Origin of the sequence: Phytobacter diazotrophicus (assembly GCF_052061655.1) — a bacterium.
GTDB lineage: Bacteria > Pseudomonadota > Gammaproteobacteria > Enterobacterales > Enterobacteriaceae > Phytobacter > Phytobacter diazotrophicus.
Genome location: NZ_CM125428.1, coordinates 983,922 through 1,004,417 on the forward strand (window position 1 = coordinate 983,922; position 20,496 = coordinate 1,004,417).

19 protein-coding genes and 1 pseudogene are annotated in these 20,496 nt (G+C 54.0%); 12 read left to right on the forward strand and 8 right to left on the reverse strand.

The window, feature by feature from the left end; genetic code table 11:
• Positions 1-182: 182 nt before the first annotated feature.
• Positions 183-875, forward strand: coding sequence for an aspartate/glutamate racemase (locus tag ACS0RQ_RS04780; protein ID WP_271851588.1), 693 nt, complete (start codon positions 183-185; stop codon positions 873-875).
• Here the strand turns inward: ACS0RQ_RS04780 and ACS0RQ_RS04785 are convergent.
• Positions 872-1,798 (reverse strand): LysR family transcriptional regulator, encoded by a 927-nt coding sequence (locus ACS0RQ_RS04785; protein WP_271851589.1) that lies wholly within the window; start codon positions 1,796-1,798, stop codon positions 872-874. The genes ACS0RQ_RS04780 and ACS0RQ_RS04785 overlap by 4 nt on opposite strands.
• A gap of 116 nt (positions 1,799-1,914) precedes the next feature.
• Between ACS0RQ_RS04785 and lysA the strand changes: the two genes are divergently transcribed.
• Positions 1,915-3,177 carry a diaminopimelate decarboxylase gene (gene lysA / locus ACS0RQ_RS04790; RefSeq protein WP_271851590.1) on the forward strand — a complete coding sequence of 421 codons (1,263 nt, stop codon included), beginning with the start codon at positions 1,915-1,917 and terminating at the stop codon, positions 3,175-3,177.
• 133 nt (positions 3,178-3,310) lie between these two features.
• On the opposite strand, the gene ACS0RQ_RS04795 is transcribed toward lysA, so the two are convergent.
• Positions 3,311-4,336: a LacI family DNA-binding transcriptional regulator gene (locus ACS0RQ_RS04795; RefSeq protein WP_271851592.1), complete on the reverse strand. Its 1,026-nt coding sequence runs from the start codon at positions 4,334-4,336 to the stop codon at positions 3,311-3,313.
• A gap of 295 nt (positions 4,337-4,631) precedes the next feature.
• Here ACS0RQ_RS04795 and ACS0RQ_RS04800 point away from each other — a divergent pair, with 295 nt between their 5' ends.
• From ACS0RQ_RS04800 to ACS0RQ_RS04820, 5 genes are all read left to right on the forward strand, one after another.
• Positions 4,632-5,969, forward strand: a complete 1,338-nt coding sequence (locus ACS0RQ_RS04800; protein WP_039077121.1) for a PTS sugar transporter subunit IIC — start codon at positions 4,632-4,634, stop codon at positions 5,967-5,969.
• A gap of 47 nt (positions 5,970-6,016) precedes the next feature.
• On the forward strand, positions 6,017-7,408 hold the full coding sequence (locus tag ACS0RQ_RS04805; protein ID WP_499079322.1) for a glycoside hydrolase family 1 protein: 1,392 nt from the start codon (positions 6,017-6,019) through the stop codon (positions 7,406-7,408).
• Between the two features lie 9 nt (positions 7,409-7,417).
• A complete protein-coding gene (locus ACS0RQ_RS04810) occupies positions 7,418-7,735 on the forward strand; it encodes a PTS sugar transporter subunit IIB (protein ID WP_071193774.1) in 318 nt (105 codons plus the stop codon).
• A gap of 68 nt (positions 7,736-7,803) precedes the next feature.
• Complete coding sequence (locus ACS0RQ_RS04815) at positions 7,804-8,577, forward strand: GntR family transcriptional regulator (protein WP_039077118.1); 774 nt, start codon at positions 7,804-7,806, stop codon at positions 8,575-8,577.
• On the forward strand, positions 8,574-9,023 hold the full coding sequence (locus tag ACS0RQ_RS04820) for a GNAT family N-acetyltransferase (RefSeq protein WP_271851595.1): 450 nt from the start codon (positions 8,574-8,576) through the stop codon (positions 9,021-9,023). The genes ACS0RQ_RS04815 and ACS0RQ_RS04820 overlap by 4 nt, the downstream gene beginning before the upstream one ends.
• Here ACS0RQ_RS04820 and galR read toward each other — a convergent pair.
• Positions 9,020-10,027 (reverse strand): HTH-type transcriptional regulator GalR, encoded by a 1,008-nt coding sequence (gene galR / locus ACS0RQ_RS04825; protein WP_071193776.1) that lies wholly within the window; start codon positions 10,025-10,027, stop codon positions 9,020-9,022. The two genes, ACS0RQ_RS04820 and galR, sit on opposite strands and share 4 nt — an antisense overlap.
• A 133-nt stretch (positions 10,028-10,160) precedes the next feature.
• On the opposite strand from galR, the gene ACS0RQ_RS04830 reads away from it, so the two are divergent.
• From ACS0RQ_RS04830 to lplT, 3 genes are all read left to right on the forward strand, one after another.
• Positions 10,161-10,445, forward strand: coding sequence for a hypothetical protein (locus ACS0RQ_RS04830; RefSeq protein WP_271851596.1), 285 nt, complete (start codon positions 10,161-10,163; stop codon positions 10,443-10,445).
• A 198-nt stretch (positions 10,446-10,643) separates the two neighbouring features.
• On the forward strand, positions 10,644-12,803 hold the full coding sequence (gene aas, locus ACS0RQ_RS04835) for a bifunctional acyl-ACP--phospholipid O-acyltransferase/long-chain-fatty-acid--ACP ligase (protein ID WP_193794296.1): 2,160 nt from the start codon (positions 10,644-10,646) through the stop codon (positions 12,801-12,803).
• Positions 12,796-13,989, forward strand: coding sequence for a lysophospholipid transporter LplT (gene lplT / locus ACS0RQ_RS04840; protein WP_271851598.1), 1,194 nt, complete (start codon positions 12,796-12,798; stop codon positions 13,987-13,989). Before aas ends, lplT begins: the two co-directional genes overlap by 8 nt.
• Before the next feature lie 32 nt (positions 13,990-14,021).
• Here lplT and ACS0RQ_RS04845 read toward each other — a convergent pair whose 3' ends face one another.
• From ACS0RQ_RS04845 to ACS0RQ_RS04865, 5 genes and pseudogenes are all read right to left on the reverse strand, one after another.
• Positions 14,022-15,062, reverse strand: coding sequence for an NADP(H)-dependent aldo-keto reductase (locus ACS0RQ_RS04845; RefSeq protein ID WP_039077113.1), 1,041 nt, complete (start codon positions 15,060-15,062; stop codon positions 14,022-14,024).
• 133 nt (positions 15,063-15,195) lie between these two features.
• Entirely contained in the window at positions 15,196-15,414 is a 219-nt protein-coding gene (ygdR, locus tag ACS0RQ_RS04850) for a lipoprotein YgdR (RefSeq protein WP_039077112.1), read from the reverse strand.
• Positions 15,415-15,557: 143 nt separating this feature from the next.
• Entirely contained in the window at positions 15,558-16,271 is a 714-nt protein-coding gene (locus tag ACS0RQ_RS04855; protein ID WP_271851599.1) for a TerC family protein, read from the reverse strand.
• Positions 16,272-16,332: 61 nt separating this feature from the next.
• Positions 16,333-17,028: a DNA mismatch repair endonuclease MutH gene (gene mutH, locus ACS0RQ_RS04860; protein ID WP_271851600.1), complete on the reverse strand. Its 696-nt coding sequence runs from the start codon at positions 17,026-17,028 to the stop codon at positions 16,333-16,335.
• 151 nt (positions 17,029-17,179) lie between these two features.
• A pseudogene (locus tag ACS0RQ_RS04865) lies at positions 17,180-17,254 on the reverse strand (hypothetical protein); the annotation flags it as partial.
• Between the two features lie 452 nt (positions 17,255-17,706).
• Between ACS0RQ_RS04865 and rppH the strand changes: the two are divergent.
• On the forward strand, positions 17,707-18,237 hold the full coding sequence (gene rppH / locus ACS0RQ_RS04870) for an RNA pyrophosphohydrolase (RefSeq protein ID WP_039077110.1): 531 nt from the start codon (positions 17,707-17,709) through the stop codon (positions 18,235-18,237).
• A 12-nt stretch (positions 18,238-18,249) separates the two neighbouring features.
• Entirely contained in the window at positions 18,250-20,496 is a 2,247-nt protein-coding gene (ptsP, locus tag ACS0RQ_RS04875; protein ID WP_271851601.1) for a phosphoenolpyruvate--protein phosphotransferase, read from the forward strand.

Consider the following 20,496-nt stretch of genomic DNA (forward strand, 5'->3'; position numbering starts at 1 on the left):
CTAAAAAATTGATGATTACAGATTGCGCTGTGCCCAGGAAGAGATTTGATGTGCAACAAAGGAAAACTAAGAGTTCATAAAGAATGAGTGTCTGGTTGCGGCATGACGGCAATTCGACATGACAGGTTGAAACTCCCCCCTGAGTTTGCTTGACTGGGTGCTTACTCAGAGGGAGAGGCATAATGAAAACGATTGGACTGTTGGGTGGCATGAGCTGGGAATCTACCATTCCGTATTACCGCCTGATTAATGAAGGGGTGAAGGCGAAATTGGGTGGTCTGCACTCTGCCAGCCTGCTGCTGCATAGCGTAGATTTTCATGAGATTGAAGAGTGCCAGCGCAGCGGCGAATGGGAAAAGGCCGGGGATATCCTGGCCGATGCGGCCGTCGGGCTACAAAACGCCGGTGCGCAGGGTATCGTGTTGTGTACGAATACCATGCATAAAATCGCCGGGCAGATTGAAGCACGCTGCGATGTGCCTTTCTTACATATTGCCGATGCCACCGGGCGGGCGATCGTGGCGCAGAAGCAATCCAAAGTGGCGCTGCTTGGCACCCGCTACACCATGGAACAGGATTTTTATCGTGGTCGTCTGAGTGACGCGTTTGGTATTGAAACGCTGATTCCGGGTGAGTCAGACCGCGCGCGGGTCAATCAGGTTATTTTTGACGAACTTTGCCTCGGTACGTTTAGCGATGTTTCGCGTGCCTATTATGTCAGTCTGATTGCGCAACTGGCGGAGCAGGGGGCGCAGGGGGTGATTTTCGGTTGCACTGAAATTGGCCTGCTGGTTGCACAAGATCAGTCGCCGATCCCGGTATTTGATACGGCTGCCCTGCATGCTGCCGATGCCGTAACGTTTATGCTCTCTTAAACGGCGTTCAGCACTGCGTTCAGTGGACCGGTAATCAACGGCATCGCCTCTTGCAAATGGCGACTGAATGCCTCGATCAGCGCCGAAGAGGGGCGATGCAACGGGCGAATCAGGCTCACTGTGAAGGGAACGTCAATACTAAAACGGCGCACTACCACCCCGCTGGCGGCGTAATCGAGCGCGGTCAGCGGGTTGACCACCGAAATTCCCACCCCGGCGCGGACCATCGCACAGACTGACGCCGCGCTGTGCGTTTCCAGCACCATACGGCGTTTCACCTGATGTTCATTGAACAAAGCATCGAGCAATTGCCGGTAGCTGTCGGTGCGCGACAGGCTAATGTAATTCTCGCCATGAAAATCTCCTGGCGTAAGCTGCGCTTTATGCGCCAGTCGGTGGTTTTCCGGCAGGACACACACTTCGTTAAAAGTCAGCAGCGGCGTGCGCTCCGTCCCCGCAGGCGTGCTGATTGTTTCCGTCAGCCCCAGATCATGACGCTGGGCGGAGAGCCACTCTTCCAGCAGCGGCGACTCTTGCGGCACGATATTAAGGCTAACGTCCGGGTAGCGGGCCAGAAAAGGCTGCAACAGTAGCGGTAAAAATGACTGGGAAAAGACTGGCAGGCAGGCAATCGACAGCTCACCCTGACGGAATTCGCGCAGGCTTTCGGCGGCGCTGACAATGCGATCCAGCCCGTACCAGGAGCGCTGTACTTCCTCAAAAAGACGTAACCCTTGCACCGTAGGATGCAAACGCCCGCGCGTGCGTTCAAATAACTTCAACCCCAGCACTTTTTCAAAGCGCGCCAGCTCCCGGCTGACGGTAGGCTGCGAGGTATGCAGCAACTGAGCGGCTTCCGTCAAATTCCCGGTGGTCATCACGGCATGAAAAATTTCAATGTGGCGTAAGTTTACGGCGGGCATGGCGGCATCCTGGTAAGAGAATCCATATCATTTTTGCATAGACTCACGATAAAACGATATTTTTTATTCCTCCTGGCCTGTGGCGTAATCATAAAAAAACGTTTTCGGAGTCTGTTATGCCACGCCCACTGACACAAACCACAACCGACCTTAATGCCGCTAATCTTCTTCGGTTGCCTGCTGAATTTGGCTGCCCGGTCTGGGTTTATGATGCGCAAATTATTCGCGACCAGATTGCCCGCCTGACGCAGTTTGATGTGATCCGTTTCGCGCAAAAAGCCTGCTCGAACATTCATATCCTGCGCCTGATGCGTGAGCAGGGTGTGAAGGTGGATTCCGTGTCGTTAGGGGAAATTGAGCGTGCGCTGGCCGCAGGTTACGACCCGAAAAAGCATCCGGAGGATATTGTTTTCACGGCGGATGTGATTGATGACGCGACGCTGGCCCGCGTGAGCGAGCTGCGTATTCCGGTTAACGCCGGGTCAGTGGATATGCTGGAACAACTGGGGCAGGTTTCGCCCGGTCACCCGGTCTGGCTGCGCGTTAATCCCGGCTTCGGTCATGGCCACAGCCAGAAAACCAATACCGGTGGCGAAAACAGCAAGCACGGCATTTGGTATAGCGACCTGCCTGCCGCGCTGGAAGTGATGCAGCGTTTTAACCTGAAACTGATCGGCATTCATATGCATATTGGTTCCGGGGTGGATTACGGCCACCTTGAGCAGGTGTGCGGTGCGATGGTGCGTCAGGTGGTGGAATTTGGCCAGGATCTGCAGGCTATTTCGGCAGGCGGCGGTCTCTCTATTCCTTATCATGAAGGGGAGGAGGGGGTGGATACGGACCACTATTACAGCCTGTGGAATGCCGCACGTGAACAGGTGGCGAAACATCTGGGGCATCCGGTAAAACTGGAGATCGAACCGGGACGCTTCCTGGTGGCGGAATCCGGAGTGCTGGTGGCACAGGTGCGCAGCGTGAAAGAGATGGGCAGCCGCCACTTTGTACTGATTGACGCCGGTTTTAACGATCTGATGCGCCCGTCCATGTACGGCAGCTATCACCACATTACCGCACTGGCGGCGGACGGGCGTGATTTAACCACCGTGCCGCGTATCGATACCGTGGTGGCCGGGCCGCTGTGCGAGTCTGGCGATGTGTTTACCCAGCAGGAGGGCGGTAAAGTCGAAACCCGCGCACTGCCTGCCGTGACGCCAGGGGATTACCTTGTGCTGCATGATACCGGGGCTTATGGTGCGTCAATGTCGTCGAACTACAATAGTCGTCCGCTGCTGCCGGAGGTGCTGTTTGATAAAGGCGTTGCACGGCTGATTCGTCGCCGTCAGACCATTGAAGAACTGCTGGCGCTGGAGCAGGTATAAGTCCTGCCTCGCCCCGAGGGGCGAGGGTATCAACGGTTTTCAAAAACGTAACCCGAATAAGGCGCATCCGGGAATTATCCCCGGTGGCGCTGGCACTTACCGGGGCTACGGTTGGTGCTATCGGTCGCCCGGATCAGGCGCCGCCGCATCCGGGGAAAAATGGCCCGGGGGCGACTGAATCACGCAGCACCAGGGTGCCGGTAAAAGGCGGGATCGCTTCGATCGATTCTTTATTCGCCAGCCGCATAGCCTGATCGATGGCGGTGGTGATCATGGTGTCAATCGGCAGATAGACCGTCGACAGCCCCGGCTCCAGCCAACGGGCACTGGGAGCATCATCGAAGCCAAACAGTGAAATATCCTGCGGAATACGTAACCCCGCCTGATGCAGCGCCTTAGACGCACCCAGCGCCATATCGTCATTACAGGCGAACAGCGCGCTGACTTTGATGCCCTTTTGTAAGATCTCCTGGCACAGTTCATAGCCGCGCGACATGGTTGAATCGCCGTATTTCACTTTGTCCGGATCCCAGCGAATACCGTGTTTTTCCAGCGCCTTGCGATATCCCATCAGGCGGGCTTTGCCGGTTGGCGTGTGGATAGGGGCGGTGATACAGGCAATATCGTGATGACCCTGATTTATCAGATAATCCACTGCCTGAAACGCCGCATCCTGCTGTTCAAAAAAAACGCATTTATCGTGGGCCTGAAATACCTCGCGGTTAATGACGATAAGCGGCATTGGGGTGGTATCGATCAGGCGGATGATCGCTTTCTCGCTCATAAAGCGGGTGTAAAGAATAATGGCGTCGCAGCGTCTGTCGGCCAGCATCTGCACCGCCAACTCTTCGCGTTCCGGGGCATCGTGCCCGTCGGTCACAATGAGCTGTTTGCCATAGGCTTCCGCCTGGCGCGATGCCTGCTGTAACAGGCGGCCAAAATAGAAACCGTTAAAACTGGAAACCACCAGGCCAATGTTATTACTGGTGCGGGTTGCCAGCGACTGGGCAAGAAAATTAGGCCGATACCCCAACTCTTCCATCGCCTGAAAAACCCGTTTACGGGTGCTCTCTTTTACCTGACCTGTGTCGTTCAACACGCGCGATACCGTAGCCTTGGAGACACCCGCGCGCAGTGAGACATCCAGCATTGTCGCCATGACCTGATCCTGTATCACATGAAGGTCGCTATTTTATCACATTCATCAAAGCGCAGCGGGGCAAGGGAGAGACAATAACCGGGCCGATCACGCTTTTGATGCAACGGGGAGAAAACCCTGGTTTATTTATGGTGGTATGCCAAATCTGCTAAATATGGCAAATCTGGAATACCAGATGTCGCGTTGCGACCTTAATCACAGAACTATTTTCCAGCGATAGCTATTTTTGGTATGCCAAAAGGTATTGAGCTGTATACCTGACACGATAAAAAGCCCTTTTACTGAGGTACCTCTAATGGCTCTACAGGAAAAGTTAATCGATTCTCTGGGTAGCTTCGCGACCAAATTCAACAGCTATCGCTACATTATGGCGATCAAGGCTTCGTTTATTACCCTGATGCCGGTCATCATCGTCGGCGCCTTCTCCGTGCTTATCTCCAATATGGTGCTGGATCCGAAAAACGGCCTCGCCAGCTTTGACGCGCTATCGTTCCTGGCCGCGCTCAAGCCGATTACCAGCGCCATCAACTACGCCACGCTCAACTTTTTGAATATCGGCGCGGTATTCCTGATTGGTATTGAGCTTGGGCGTATCAACGGCATCAAAACCCTGTTCCCCGGTTTGCTGGCGGTCATCTGCTTTATTTGCGTGACGCCAACCACGGTGGAAATGCTGGTCGATGGTCAAATGCACGTGGTGAAAGATGTGCTGCTGCGCCAGTTCTCAGATACCCGTAGCCTGTTCCTCGGCATGTTTATCGCGATTCTCTCCGTTGAGATTTACTGCTGGCTGGAAAACCGTGAAGGGCTGAAAATCAAAATGCCGGATACAGTGCCGCCTAATGTCTCGGCCTCATTCTCTGCGTTGATCCCCGCCATTATCACCACCACGGTTATCGCGACTTTTGGTTTTGTCTTCCATCAGATCACCGGCATGTACCTCTATGATGCTGTTTATCAGGTGGTGCAACAGCCGCTGGAGCGCGTGGTACAAAGCCTGCCGGGTATCCTGCTGTTGATGTTTGTCGCTCAGTTGTTTTGGGTTATCGGCATTCATGGCAACCAGATGATCAAGCCGATCCGCGAACCCCTGCTGCTCGGTGCGATCACGGTCAATATGAGCGCATTTGAGCAGGGTAAAGAGGTGCCGAATATCATCACCATGCCGTTCTGGGATGTGTATATGAGTATCGGCGGCTCCGGTCTGACCATTGGGCTGTTGATCGCGGTGATGATTGCCACCAAGCGCAAAGAGATGAAAGAGATCGCCAAGCTCTCCATCGGCCCTGGCATCTTCAATATCAATGAACCGGTGATATTCGGCATGCCGATCATGCTCAATCCGATCCTCGCGATCCCCTTTATCATCACCCCGCTGGTGACCGGCTCAATCGGTTACTTTGCTACGGTTACCGGGTTTGCGGGCAAGGCCGTGGTGATGGTGCCCTGGACCACGCCGCCGCTGATTAACGCCTGGCTTTCCACCGCCGGTTCGATGGGGGCGGTAGTGACACAACTGGTGTGTATCCTGGCCTCGATCCTTATTTACCTGCCTTTTGTGAAGATTGCATCCCGCCGCGCGGAGCAGGCGCAACTGCAGGCTGAATCCACTGACATGGCGAAAAATGCCTAAAGGAGCCTGACGTGAGCACGAAAACACTCACCATCCCGCCGACGTTTATGCTTGGTGCTGCTGCCTCAGCCTGGCAGACCGAGGGCTGGGGCGGCAAAAAAGAGGGGCAGGATTCATGGCCCGATCTTTGGTACAAAAACGACAGGCAGGTCTGGCATGAGGGCTATGGCCCGGCGGTGGCGACTGACTTTTATCACCGTTTTCGCGAAGACGTACAGTTGATGAAGCAGGCTGGCCTGACCCACTACCGCACCTCCATTAACTGGTCGCGCTTTCTGACCGACTATGAAAATGGCGTCGTGGATGAAGAATACGCGGCGTATTACGACCAGCTCTTTGACGAGATGGCGCGTAACCGCATTGTGCCGATGATCTGCCTCGAACATTACGAATTGCCCGGTTACCTGCTGGAAACCTACGGCGGCTGGGCATCGAAAAAAGTGGTCGAACTCTATCTGCTTTACGTCGAAAAGGTCTTTGAACGGTTTCACCAAAAAGTGACGCGCTGGTTCACTTTTAACGAGCCCATCGTGGTGCAAACCAGAGTCTATCTGGATGCGCTGCGCTGGCCGTATGAGCAGAACACCAGCACCTGGATGCAATGGAATCACCATAAAAATCTTGCCACGGCGAAAGTGGTGAAACTGTTTCGCGAGAAAGGGTACGCGGGAACGGTGGGGTGCATTCTGAACCCGGAAGTGACCTATCCGCGCTCCCGTGCGCCGCACGATGTCCATGCGGCAGCCATGTATGATCTCTTTTATAACCGTGTCTTCCTCGACCCAATGGTAAAAGGGGCGTACCCGCCGGAGCTGTTTACCCTGCTTGAGAAGCATCAGGTGAATTGGGACTATACCGACGACGAACTGGCGATCATTCGTGAAAATACCGTGGATGAATTGGGTATTAACCTCTATTACCCGCATCGGGTAAAAGCCCCTTCCCGCGCCTGGCACCCCGACACGCCGTTCCACCCGGCTTATTACTACGAACCCTTTGAGCTACCGGGGCGGCGCATGAATAAGTCGCGCGGCTGGGAAATTGGGCCGTTTATCATTTATGACATGGCGATGCGGATTAAAAACGAGTACGGCAACATCCCGTGGTTTGTGGCGGAAAGCGGGATGGGGGTTGAGAACGAAGGGCAGTTCCGCAATGCCGATGGGGTGATTGACGACGATTACCGCATTGCGTTTATTGGTGAGCATCTGTACCAGACGTTGCGCGCGCGGGAGGATGGGGCCAACTGTCACGGTTATATGCTCTGGGCGTTTACGGACAATGTATCGCCAATGAATGCCTTTAAAAATCGCTACGGGCTGGTGGAGATCGATTTGGCCCACAACCGTGACCGACGGGCGAAGAAGTCGCTCTCCTGGTATCGCCGGTTAAGCGACGAACGCCAGCTTACGATCTCTTTTGATGATGAATGGAAATAAGGAGCTGTGATGAAACGTATTGTCCTGTGTTGTTCTGCCGGGATGTCTACATCACTGGTGGTCACTAAGATGGAAAAAAACGCCGCCGAGCGCGGTCTTGAACTGAAAATCTATGCCATCGCTGAGCAGGCGCTACGCGATGAATTAGACAACCACAGCGGCGAGATTATCGCTGTACTGTTGGGGCCGCAGGTGCGCTTTAAGCTCGCGGAAAATAAGAAACTTACCGACCAATACGCTATCCCTATTGATGTGATCGATCCGGTGGCATATGGCACCTTAAATGGCGCGAAAGTTCTCGATCAGGCACTAAATTTGGTAAGATAGCGCGCCCAAAGGCCGGGGATCTCCGGCCTGAGCTTCAACTAAAGGTCTGTACAGGTGATGGTGATATTGTGGAAAAAGCTGTAATCCCGCCGGAAAAAAAACAGTACCAGGAGATTGGCGAAGATTTACGCGCGCAAATAATCCAGGGGCATTACCCCGTGGGATCCCGCCTTCCGCCTGAGCGCAATATTGCCGAAAAGTATGGCGTCAGCCGTACTATTGTTCGTGAAGCTCTCTTAATGCTTGAACTCCAGGGCACCGTTGATATTCGCCAGGGCTCCGGCGTCTATGTGATGCGTATTCCTCAGGAGCATGAAAACGAAGAAGAGCGCTTTCTCAGCAGTGATGTCGGCCCGTTTGAAATATTGCAGGCTCGTCAGTTGCTGGAGAGCAACATCGCCGCCTTTGCCGCCAAAATGGCGACGCGGGCGGATATCGATAACCTGCGCCGCATCCTCGAGCAAGAACAACGCGCGATTGCCCTGAACGACACCAGCCAGGACAACAGCAAAATGTTTCATCTGGTGCTGGCGGGCGCTTCGCAAAACCAGATGCTACTGGCAACAGTAGAAAGCGTCTGGCACCACATGGACAGCAGCCCGCTGTGGCAGCAGTTCAACGTGCACATTACCAGCCGTCCTTATCGCCTGAAATGGCTTGGCGACAGGCAGACACTACTCGCTGCCCTTCGTCGTCGCGATGTGATGGGCGCCTGGCAGGCCATGTGGCAGCATCTTGAAAACGTAAAAAAGAGTTTGCTGGAGCTCTCGGACGAGGATGCCCCGGATTTTGACGGCTATCTGTTTGAATCCGTACCGATTTTTCAGGGGAAATTAATGTGAAAGTGGTTCCGTTATACGACGCGCCACAGCATGCTGAACAGGTGACCGAGTGGCTCTGGCGCGAGTTTGGTGACTCGCTGCCGCGCGCGTTCTTCGAAAGCATTATTGACCACAGCCAGACGCCGGGCAATCTGCCGCTAACCTTTGTGCTGGTGGATGACGATACGCTGCTTGGCACCGTAGGGTTGTGGCGTTGCGATTTGATAAGCCGCCAGGATCTGTTCCCCTGGCTGGCGGCGCTCTATGTTGATGAGTCCGCACGCGGGCAGGGGCTGGCGCGTACTTTACAGCAGCATGTGATTGAGTCTGCACGGGAAATGGGGTTTAGCGAGCTTCATCTTTACTCCGCCTGCCGTGAATTTTATGAGCGCTTTGGCTGGCAGTATATCGGCGACGGCCTCGATTACCCGGACAGGACCGTCCACCTCTATCGCTTTACCCTCTAGTTGTCCTGCGGCGTCACGACCGAGTGGCGTCTTACCAGCGTCGGGTTAAACACATGCGTGACATCAGGGAGCGGACGGTTTTCTGCCAACGCCAGTGCCAGTTCTGCTGCCTGTGTCGCCATCGTCACGATGGGATAGCGCACTGTGGTCAGACGCGGGCGGACATAGCGTGATATCAGCACATCGTCAAAGCCAATCAGCGAGATCTCATCTGGCACAGTAATGCCATTATCGTTGAGCACCCCCATTGCGCCCGCTGCCATCGAGTCGTTATAGCAGGCGATCGCCGTAAAATTCTTGCCACGCCCGAGCAGTTCGGTCATTGCCTGTTCACCGCCGCTCTCGTCCGGTTCGCCGAAGGTGACCAGACGCTCATTACACGGCAGGCCATTTTCTTTGAGGGCGTCGTAATAACCCTGCAGGCGGTCTTCGGCATCGGAAATCGCGTGGTTGGAACACAAATAGCCTATCCGGGTATGGCCCTGTTGTATGAGGTGGCGCGTTGCCAGCCAGGCACCGTAGCGGTCATCCAGCGACACGCAGCGCTGCTCGAAACCAGGCAGAATGCGGTTAATCAGTACCATGCCGGGGATCTGTTTCATCAACGCAATGAGTTCAGCATCCGGCACCATTTTGGCATGGACAACCAGTGCCGCACAGCGGTGGCGAATCAGTTGTTCAATCGCATTACGTTCTTTTTGCTCATTGTGATAACCATTGCCAATGAGCAGGAAGTTGCCAGTGCTGGAGGCGACCTGTTCAACCGCCTTCACCATGGCGCCAAAAAAAGGGTCAGAAACATCACCGACCACCAGTCCGACCGTTTCCGTCGACTGCTGCGCCAGCGCTCGGGCATTGGCGTTGGGGTGATAGCTCAGACTCTCCATGGCGGTCTGGACCGCCAGCCGTGAGGCTTCGCTGGCTTTCGGGGAGTCGTTAATTACGCGAGAGACCGTAGCGACAGAGACACCTGCAAGCCGGGCTACATCTTTTATTGTCGCCATTGAGCACCTTCATTTAGGGGTAAGCGTTTACACACCCACTTATGTTACGGGAATGCGCTGGCTAATCAAGGTTGTCGCCAGTGCACTTTCCGCAAACGTGAGCTGACGCGGTGAAATGGCGTGAAAACGTTACATGGAAAATATATCCGGAAATATACAGTTCGAACCTTTAGTTACACTTTGCGAAATGCTGTTTCTATTGTCTGCTGGAGAAGCATTTGGTCGGATTGCTACAGTAGCAATCCCAGAGGTATTGATAGGTGAAGTCAACCTGAGGGTTGAACACTTGAATTACACCAACCTGCGCAGATGTGCAGGTTTTTTTTTGCCATTAAGTCAATGTGTAACAAGCTGGATGATTAGAAACACCTCGTTGCACTTAGGCTCATTCGCTTGCTTTTTACTGCTGGCGGGCTAACGCGCCGCCAGCCACAATCAAGATCCCAGAGGTATTGATTGGTGATTATTTCGGTACGCATTTCGTACTTAATTTCTTGCACCAACCTGCGCGGATGCGCAGGTTTTTTTTCGCCCGCATTTCGCCGCCCCCCACTTCTCGTGTAATCTGCCACAATTTATTCATAACCTGTCGAATTGACTAACAAAAGGAGTTGAAATGTTATTTGGCTTTTTTCGTGGCCTCTTTCGCGTCCTGTTCCGTGTGCGACTCACGGGCAATACACAGGCGTTGCACGGCGAGCGCGTGCTGATTGTCCCCAACCATGTCTCCTTTATAGATGGGATTTTGCTGGCGCTCTTTCTTCCTGTTCGCCCGGTCTTTGCGGTTTATACCTCCATCAGCCAGCAGTGGTACATGCGCTGGCTTAAACCGATCATCGATTTTGTGCCGCTGGATCCGACGAAGCCGATGTCCGTCAAACACCTTGTCCGCCTGATTGGCGAAGGGCGTCCGGTAGTGATTTTCCCGGAAGGGCGCATTTCGGTATCCGGCTCGCTGATGAAAATCTACGATGGTGCGGGGTTTGTGGCGGCGAAGTCGGCGGCAACCGTCGTACCGCTGCGTATAGAGGGGGCGGAGCTGACCTTTTTCAGCCGTCTGAAAGGGCTGGTTAAACAGCGTTTATTCCCACAGATTCATCTGCATGTTCTGCCGCCAACGCAACTGCCCATGCCGGAAGCGCCGCGCGCCCGCGACCGCCGTAAGATTGCTGGTGAGATGCTGCATCAGATTATGATGGAAGCCCGCATGGCGGTGCGTCCGCGCGAAACCTTATTCGACGCCTTCCTTGCCGCACAATATCGTTACGGCGCAGGCAAGCACTGCGTAGAAGACATTAATTTCACCCCGGACACTTACCGTAAGCTGCTGACCAAGACACTGTTTGTCGCCCGTATTCTCGACAAATACACGGCACAGGGCGAGAAAATCGGCCTGATGTTGCCGAACGCCGGTATCAGCGCCGCGGTGATTTTTGGCGCCATCGCCCGCGGACGCATTCCGGCGATGATGAACTACACCGCCGGTGTTAAAGGGCTGACCAGCGCCATTACCGCGGCGGAAATCAAAACGGTATTTACCTCACGTACCTTTATGGACAAAGGGAAGCTCTGGCATCTGCCGGAACAGCTAACCCAGGTGCGCTGGGTCTATCTGGAAGATTTAAAAGGCAGTGTCACGCTGGAAGATAAGCTGTGGATCTTTAGCCGCGTGCTGATGCCACGTCTGGCGCAGGTGCCGCAAAAACCCGAAGATGCGGCGATCATACTCTTTACCTCCGGTTCTGAGGGCAATCCGAAAGGGGTTGTCCACAGTCATAAAAGTATTCTGGCGAACGTCGAGCAAATCCGCACCATTGCCGATTTCACCGCCAATGATCGCTTTATGTCGGCGCTGCCGCTGTTCCACTCTTTTGGTCTGACGGTGGGGCTGTTTACGCCGCTGTTGACCGGGGCAGAAGTGTTCCTCTACCCAAGCCCGCTGCACTATCGCATTGTGCCGGAGCTGGTGTACGACCGGAACTGTACCGTGCTGTTCGGCACATCGACATTCCTGGGGAATTACGCCCGCTTCGCCAATCCGTATGACTTTTTCCGCCTGCGTTATGTGGTAGCAGGGGCTGAAAAGCTCCAGGACAGCACCCGTCAGCTTTGGCAGGACAAATTTGGTCTGCGCATTCTGGAGGGCTACGGGGTAACAGAGTGCGCGCCAGTGGTGTCGATCAACGTGCCGATGGCGGCGAAGCCCGGTACCGTTGGGCGTATTCTGCCCGGTATGGACGCGCGCCTGCTTGAAGTGCCGGGTATTGATGACGGTGGCCGACTGCAACTGAAAGGACCGAACATCATGAACGGTTATCTGCGCGTGGAGAAACCCGGCGTACTGGAAGCGCCTGCGGCAGAAAATGCCCAGGGTGAGCTGGAAAGCGGCTGGTATGACACGGGTGATATTGTGCGCTTTGATGAGCAAGGTTTCGTGCAGATTCAGGGCCGTGCCAAACGCTTTGCAAAAATTGCCGGTGAGATGATTTCGTTGGAGATGGTGGAGCAACTGGCGCTGGCGGTATCGCCTGAGAAGATGCATGCCACGGCGATCAAATCCGACGCCAGCAAAGGTGAGGCGCTGGTCCTGTTCACCACCGATGAACAACTGACGCGCGAGAAACTCCAGCAGCAGGCGCGTGCGCAAGGCGTACCGGAACTGGCGGTTCCGCGCGATATACGCTTCCTCAAACAGTTGCCGTTACTGGGCAGCGGGAAGCCTGACTTTGTGACGTTAAAAGGCATGGTTGAAGAGGCGGAAACCCAAAATGCATGAGTCAGTACCCACTAACACATCACTGTGGTCGAAGGGGATGAAAGCGGTCATTGTCGCCCAGTTCCTGTCGGCCTTTGGTGATAATGCGCTGCTGTTTGCCACCCTGGCGCTGTTGAAAGCGGAGTTCTACCCCGACTGGAGTCAACCGATCCTGCAGATGGTGTTTGTGGGCGCTTACATCCTTTTTGCCCCCTTTGTCGGGCAGATCGCCGACAGCTTCCCCAAAGGGCGCGTGATGATGGTCGCTAATGGCCTCAAGCTGTTGGGGGCGGCCAGCATTTGCATCGGTATCAACCCTTTCATTGGCTATACGCTGGTGGGCGTCGGAGCGGCGGCCTATTCCCCGGCGAAATACGGTATCCTGGGTGAACTGACAACCGGCGACAAACTGGTCAAAGCGAACGGGCTGATGGAGTCCTCAACGATTGCCGCGATCCTGTTGGGTTCCATGGCGGGCGGTATTTTGGCTGACTGGCATGTGCTGGCTTCGTTGGGCGTCTGTGCGCTGGTTTATGCAGGCGCGGTGGCGGCAAACTTGATGATTCCACGCCTGGCGGCTGCGCGGCCAGGGCAATCCTGGCGTTTCACACCGATGACGCGCAGTTTTTTCTCTGCCTGTTCATTGTTGTGGCGCAATGGCGAGACGCGTTTTTCACTGGTTGGTACCAGCCTGTTTTGGGGCGCGGGTGTAACGCTGCGTTTTCTGCTGGTACTGTGGGTGCCCGTTGCACTGGGCATTACGGATAACGCCACGCCGACCTATCTCAATGCCATGGTGGCGGTGGGCATTGTGGTGGGGGCCGGGCTTGCCGCAAAACTGGTTACGCTTGAGACGGTGGCGCGATGTATGCCTGCCGGGATTTTGATTGGCGTGGCAGTAACCTTCTTTTCGTTACAACATGCAGTACTTCCGGCTTATGGAATCTTAATGCTTATCGGCATGCTGGGTGGTTTTTTCGTGGTGCCACTTAATGCGCTGTTGCAGGAGCGCGGTAAACGTTCTGTTGGCGCAGGAAACGCTATTGCGGTACAGAATCTCGGCGAGAACACCGCCATGCTGTTGATGCTGGGACTCTACTCCCTGGCGGTCAAAGTGGGTGTGCCGGTGATTGGTGTCGGTGTCGGGTTCGGCGTACTGTTTGCGCTGGCAATCACGGCACTGTGGATTTGGCAACGCCGCCGCTAAGAGACAGGCCGGGTTACCCGGCCTGATTCATATTAGGGTGCCGGGTAGGTATAGACCTGATGCACCGCTTCAATTTCGGCGAGCACCTCTTCGCTGAGCGTAAGATGCAGACTTTCCACATTCGTTTTTAGCTGTTCCATTGTTGTAGCGCCCAGAAGGGTGCTGGCAACGAACGGCTGACGACGCACAAATGCCAGCGCCATCTGCGCCGGATCCAGATTGTGGCGTTTGGCGATATCCACGTAGGCAGCAACCGCTTTTTGCGCCTGCTCGCCACTGTAACGGGTAAAGCGGCTGAACAGGGTGTTGCGAGCACCAGCGGGTTTCGCACCGTTCAGGTATTTCCCGGTGAGGGTGCCGAACGCCAGGCAGGAGTAAGCTAGCAGCTCAACCCCTTCATATTGCGTCACCTCAGCCAGACCTACTTCATAGCTACGGTTAAGCAGGCTGTAGGGGTTCTGAATGGTGACGATGCGCGGTAATTCGTGTTTTTCCGCCAGTTGCAGATAGCGCATCACGCCAAAGGCCGTTTCATTCGACACGCCGATATAGCGAATTTTGCCCGCGCGCTGGAACTCGGTCAGCGCCTCCAGTGTTTCCAGTAGCGTGACGACAGGGGCGGATTCCGTCCACTTATAGCCCAGTGTGCCAAAACAGTTGGTAGGGCGCTGCGGCCAGTGCACCTGATAGAGATCGAGATGATCGGTTTGCAGGCGTTTCAGGCTGGCTTCAAGCGCGAGGCGGATATTTTTACGATCCAGCGCCTGGTTTGGTCGAATGCTATTGTCATTATTGCGCGAGGGGCCGCTAACCTTCGAGGCGAGGACCACTTTCTCACGATTGCCGCGCTTCGCCAGCCAGTTACCGACATAGGTCTCCGTCAGCCCTTGTGTTTCCGGGCGCGGTGGGACGGGATACATCTCTGCGACATCAATCAGGTTGATCCCCTGGCTGATGGCGTAATCAAGCTGTGCGTGGGCGTCGGCTTCGCTGTTCTGTTCACCAAACGTCATTGTGCCCAGCCCCAGGGTGCTTATTTCAAGTGAACTGTGGGGGATACGGTGGTAGTGCATAGCCGGCTTCCTTTAACTTACTGTACTGCGTCAGTTGTCCTGACAAAGGAATATAAACATGGCAGAGGGCAGAACAAAGGGAAAGAGGGGAGACCAAAAAAGGTCAGCAGGTGACTGACCTTTTTAAAGATTTTTAGCGCTCGAGGATCTGAGAAACATCATCACGGTTGATCTGCATCTTATTGCCTTGCTGGTCATGGTAACTGACCAGGCCGGTTTCATCGTCAATTTCTGGCTTGCCATCAGTCAGGATCATCCTGCCATCTTTGGTTGCCATAACGTAATCACTGCTACAACCTGAAACTGCAAATGCTAATCCAACTGCAGAGATAATCACTGCCCATTTTTTCATCGTTCTGTCCTCATTTGGCTCGTGTCTCACATCATTCTAGTAATAACCTGATGTATCAGTGCAAAAAAGGGGGGAAAATCTTAAAGTGTGGGCAGGGACAAAAAGACGAGGAAAATAGCTTCCCCTTGCGGGGAAGCCTTGTATTACGACGGGTTTTTCTTGCCGCGCATCAAGTTGAGCGTCTCAACTGTGATAGAGAAGAACATCGCGAAGTAGATATACCCTTTCGGTACATGAATCGAGACGCTTTCCAGAATCAGGGTAAAGCCCACCAGAATCAGGAAGGATAACGCCAGCATTTTCACCGAAGGATGGCGATTCACAAACTCACCGATAGGGCGTGCGGCAAACATCATCACACCAACCGAAATCACCACCGCCGCCATCATAATAAACAGATGGTCGGACAGGCCAACCGCGGTAATGACAGAATCAAGACTGAAAATAATGTCCAGCAGCATAATCTGTACGATTGCCCCGAGGAACGAGTGAACATTGGTTTTCAGATCCTCTTCATCACCTTCGATCGTTTCGTGGATCTCTTTACTGGCTTTCCAGATAAGGAACACGCCGCCACAAAACAGGATCAGATCGCGCGCTGATACCGCATGATCAAATGCGCTAAACAGCGGGGTGGTCAGTTTTGTCAGCCAGGCAATTGAGGCCAGCAGCAGCAATCGCATGACCATCGCGGCAGCCAGACCGAGCCTTCGGGCGTGATTACGCTGCGCAGTGGGCAGCTTCGCCACAACCAGTGAGAGGAAAATAATATTGTCGATCCCAAGCACAATCTCCAACAGCGTTAGCGTGCCAAGGGCAAGCCAGGCATTGGGATCGGTAATCCATGCAAATAACATCTATAAAGTCCTGCCAAAAAAGAAAGGCTGATTATAAGCGCCAGCCGCGCGGAGGTAAAAGTTAATCCCCTGGCACCAGGAAATGTCGGGCGAGCAGCGCGCCGGTGAAATTCTTTTTCAGATAGAAACCACGCGGCAGCGTCAGGATTGGTTCTCCATGTGCGCCGACGGCTTCGGTCAGCGCTTTGCTGTTTGCCGCTTTCGGGCGCAACTGCAATACCTCGCCATGACGCGCTGTAATACGCTCAACCTGGCCAAGCACAATCAAGTCCATCAACTCTTCCCAGTCCATGCGCAACTGGGTTTCTTCCTCTTCACTGGGGCTCCAGAGCAGCGGCGAGCCTACGCGGCGCTCGGCAAGGGGAATGTCGCGCGAACCTTCAATAGGGATCCATAACACGCGGCGCAATTTATGACGTACATGGCTGGTTTCCCACATCACCCCTGTATTGCCTGTTAGCGGGGCGACGCAGACAAATGTCGTCTCCAGCGGCCGGCCCGCGCTATCGATGGGGATCGTTTTCAACTCTACGCCCAGCGCTGCGAAATCCTGCTCCGGTTTACTGCCTGCACTGGCGCCAAGCCACTGCTCCAGCAGGATACCCGTCCAGCCTTTATCGCGTTTCAGATCGCGAGGAATGGGCAATCCGGCAAGCCGGGCAAGTTCGCCCAGGGTGTAGCCTGCGAGATGTTGCGCCTGGGTAAGCAACTGAATTTCAGACTCGGGAGACGATAGTAAAGGTCGTATGGCGGACATGCTAAAACCTTGATTAAAAAATGAACTGCAATTATGCACACCGTCGATGGCTGCGATCTTTTTCCACCCGTCCTGATAAAAGGACTGATTCATAAGAGAATTTTCCGTGAAAAAGGTGGCGTTGCGCAACTCACTGCGCGGTTGTTCAAATCTGGTCACTGACAATGAACAGGATCTTACACCATGTTATCCACAGAAAAATGGGATAACTGGGTAAAAGTGTCACTACTGTTTCGATTTACAGCCTTGACGTGCGACGAAAATCGAATTTCTGCACAAAATGTGCCTAAGTTATTGGCATAATCTGTGGATAAAAACGACGTTGTTCGATCTTTCATCAGTACAAGGATCACTATAGTGACGATCATCACATTATGTGATGCAAATACAGAAATAAACCTATTAACTCAATGAATTTAAGGTAATTATTCACTGGGTTGATTGTTAGCATATTCAGACTACTCCGGGTTTTCCAATGTTAAATCTCCGGTTCTTCACAAGTCTATCCACAGAAAAGGTGAATAAAAGCGGGCAAGCGAGGGAGCGTCTGTTTATAACTTTGCCGATAATTGTGAGTTATTCAAATGTTATCCGTTTGTTCCGCCGTAATTGAGTGGTTTACCGTTTTCCACGAGTGTGAAACAATCGATTAATTCAGGTTTATTTTGAGGTAGTCCGGTGATTGATGACGATGGCTACCGCCCAAATGTGGGTATCGTAATCTGTAATCGACAGGGCCAGGTCATGTGGGCCAGACGCTTCGGGCAGCACTCCTGGCAGTTTCCCCAGGGGGGAATCAACCCAGGCGAGTCTCCGGAGCAGGCGATGTTCAGGGAGCTGTTCGAGGAAGTAGGCTTAAATCGTAAAGATGTTCGAATCCTTGCTTCTACCCGTAACTGGTTGCGTTACAAGTTACCGAAACGTTTGGTGCGTTGGGATACAAAGCCGGTCTGTATCGGCCAGAAACAAAAATGGTTTCTTCTGCAATTGGTCAGCAGTGATGCTGATGTCAATATGCAAACCAGTAGTACCCCTGAGTTTGATGGCTGGCGCTGGGTGAGCTACTGGTATCCTGTTCGTCAGGTAGTGTCGTTCAAACGCGATGTCTACCGACGGGTGATGAAAGAGTTTGCAGGGGCCGTGATGGCGCTTCAGGAGATTCCGCCTAAGCCACAAAGTGCACCTGCCTGGCGACGTAAAAGAGGTTAAGCCACGCACATTATGCTCACCCGCTTGCGAGAAATCGTTGAAAAAGTTGCCAGCGCGCCGCGACTGAACGAAGCGCTGGAAATACTGGTCACAGATATTTGCGAGGCGATGGAGACGGAAGTTTGCTCCGTCTACCTCGCAGACCATGACCGGCGTTGTTATTACTTAATGGCGACTCGCGGTTTAAAAAAGCCGCGCGGGCGTACGGTCACTCTCGCATTTGATCAAGGTATCGTCGGCCTGGTAGGCAGGCTGGCGGAACCTATTAACCTTGCTGATGCGCAAAAACACCCCAGTTTTAAATACATCCCTGCCGTAAAAGAAGAGCGTTTTCGCGCTTTCCTCGGCGTGCCGATTATTCAGCGTCGTCAGCTTCTCGGTGTTCTGGTTGTTCAGCAACGTGAACTGCGCCAGTACGATGAAAGCGAAGAGTCCTTCCTGGTTACGCTGGCTACCCAAATGGCAGCCATTCTCTCTCAGTCGCAGCTAACCGCGCTGTTTGGTCAGTATCGCCAGACGCGTATTCGCGCGCTTCCTGCGTCATCCGGCGTGGCCATTGCCGAAGGCTGGATGGATGAAACGCTGCCGTTGATGGAGCAGGTTTATGAAGCCTCGACCCTCAACACAACGCTTGAACGGGAAAGGCTGACCAGCGCACTGGAAGAGGCGGCGGGTGAGTTTCGTCGTTATAGCAAGCGATTTTCTGCGGGGGCGCAAAAAGAGACGGCGGCGATTTTCGATCTTTACTCGCATCTGCTTTCCGATGCGCGTCTGCGCCGTGAGCTGTTTGCCGAGGTAGATAAAGGTCTGGTCGCTGAGTGGGCGGTCAAAACGGTCATTGAACGATTCGCCGAGCAGTTTGCGGCATTGAGTGACGGTTATCTGAAAGAGCGCTCTGGCGATTTACGCACGCTCGGCCAGCGCTTACTGTTCCATCTCGATGATAATATCCAGGGCCCCAATACCTGGCCGGAACGCTTTATCCTTGTTGCCGATGAGTTATCTGCGACAACGCTGGCGGAGCTTCCGCATGACAGGCTCGCGGGTGTTGTAGTACGCGATGGCGCATCCAACTCCCATGCGGCAATCATGGTTCGTGCGCTCGGGATCCCGACGGTTATGGGGGCGGATATTCAGCCTTCTGTGCTGCATCGTCGCACGCTGGTGGTGGACGGCTATCGCGGTGAGCTGCTGGTGGATCCAGAGCCCGTTCTGTTGCAGGAATACCAGCGACTTATCACCGAAGAGAATGAATTAACCCGGCTTGCCGAAGATGATGTGAACCTCGCCGCGCAGCTTAAAAGCGGTGAGCGCATCAGGGTGATGCTCAACGCGGGGCTCAGTCCGGAGCATGAAGAGAAGCTCGGTAGTCGTATTGACGGCATCGGGCTTTATCGCACCGAAATTCCTTTTATGTTGCAAAGTGGTTTCCCGTCTGAGGAAGAGCAGGTCGCGCAGTATCAGGGCATGCTGCAGATGTTTAACGATAAGCCGGTGACCCTGCGTACGCTGGATATCGGCGCGGATAAACAGTTGCCGTATATGCCGATAAGCGAAGAGAACCCGTGCCTGGGCTGGCGTGGCATCCGAATTACGCTCGATCAGCCGGAAATCTTCCTTGTGCAGGTGCGCGCAATGCTGCGTGCGAATGCGGCCACCGGAAATCTCAGCATTCTGTTGCCGATGATCACCAGCATTGATGAGGTGGATGAAGCAAAACGGCTGATTGAACGTGCCGGGCGTGAAGTCGAAGAGATGATTGGTTACGCCATTCCGAAACCGCGTATTGGCGTGATGATTGAAGTGCCGTCAATGGTGTTTATGCTCTCGCACCTGGCGAATCGGGTCGACTTTATCTCTATCGGCACTAATGACCTTACTCAGTATATTCTGGCGGTCGATCGTAACAATACGCGCGTGGCCAATATGTATGACAGCCTGCATCCTGCCGTGTTGCGCGCGCTGGCGATGATTGCCAGAGAAGCCGAACAGGCGGGCGTCGATCTGCGTCTGTGCGGTGAAATGGCAGGAGATCCCATGTGTGTGGCGGTGCTGATTGGCCTTGGCTTTAGCCATCTGTCGATGAACGGTAAGTCGGTGGCACGTATTAAATATCTGCTACGGCGTATTGATTTCGCTGAGGCGCAAACGCTGGCCAACCGTACGCTTGAGGCGCAACTGGCGACCGAAGTACGACATCAGGTCGCGGCATTTATGGAGCGACGCGGTCTGGGTGGTCTTATTCGCGGTGGGTTGTAG

Bases quoted from the DNA above. Each gene is read 5' to 3' on its own strand.
- ACS0RQ_RS04780 (WP_271851588.1), top strand. From the start codon at position 183: ATGAAAACGATTGGACTGTTGGGTGGCATGAGCTGGGAATCTACCATT.
- ACS0RQ_RS04785 (WP_271851589.1), bottom strand. From the start codon at position 1,798: ATGCCCGCCGTAAACTTACGCCACATTGAAATTTTTCATGCCGTGATG.
- lysA (WP_271851590.1), top strand. From the start codon at position 1,915: ATGCCACGCCCACTGACACAAACCACAACCGACCTTAATGCCGCTAAT.
- ACS0RQ_RS04795 (WP_271851592.1), bottom strand. From the start codon at position 4,336: ATGGCGACAATGCTGGATGTCTCACTGCGCGCGGGTGTCTCCAAGGCT.
- ACS0RQ_RS04800 (WP_039077121.1), top strand. From the start codon at position 4,632: ATGGCTCTACAGGAAAAGTTAATCGATTCTCTGGGTAGCTTCGCGACC.
- ACS0RQ_RS04805 (WP_499079322.1), top strand. From the start codon at position 6,017: ATGCTTGGTGCTGCTGCCTCAGCCTGGCAGACCGAGGGCTGGGGCGGC.
- ACS0RQ_RS04810 (WP_071193774.1), top strand. From the start codon at position 7,418: ATGAAACGTATTGTCCTGTGTTGTTCTGCCGGGATGTCTACATCACTG.
- galR (WP_071193776.1), bottom strand. From the start codon at position 10,027: ATGGCGACAATAAAAGATGTAGCCCGGCTTGCAGGTGTCTCTGTCGCT.
- ACS0RQ_RS04830 (WP_271851596.1), top strand. From the start codon at position 10,161: ATGGAAAATATATCCGGAAATATACAGTTCGAACCTTTAGTTACACTT.
- aas (WP_193794296.1), top strand. From the start codon at position 10,644: ATGTTATTTGGCTTTTTTCGTGGCCTCTTTCGCGTCCTGTTCCGTGTG.
- lplT (WP_271851598.1), top strand. From the start codon at position 12,796: ATGCATGAGTCAGTACCCACTAACACATCACTGTGGTCGAAGGGGATG.
- ACS0RQ_RS04845 (WP_039077113.1), bottom strand. From the start codon at position 15,062: ATGCACTACCACCGTATCCCCCACAGTTCACTTGAAATAAGCACCCTG.
- ygdR (WP_039077112.1), bottom strand. From the start codon at position 15,414: ATGAAAAAATGGGCAGTGATTATCTCTGCAGTTGGATTAGCATTTGCA.
- ACS0RQ_RS04855 (WP_271851599.1), bottom strand. From the start codon at position 16,271: ATGTTATTTGCATGGATTACCGATCCCAATGCCTGGCTTGCCCTTGGC.
- mutH (WP_271851600.1), bottom strand. From the start codon at position 17,028: ATGTCCGCCATACGACCTTTACTATCGTCTCCCGAGTCTGAAATTCAG.
- ptsP (WP_271851601.1), top strand. From the start codon at position 18,250: ATGCTCACCCGCTTGCGAGAAATCGTTGAAAAAGTTGCCAGCGCGCCG.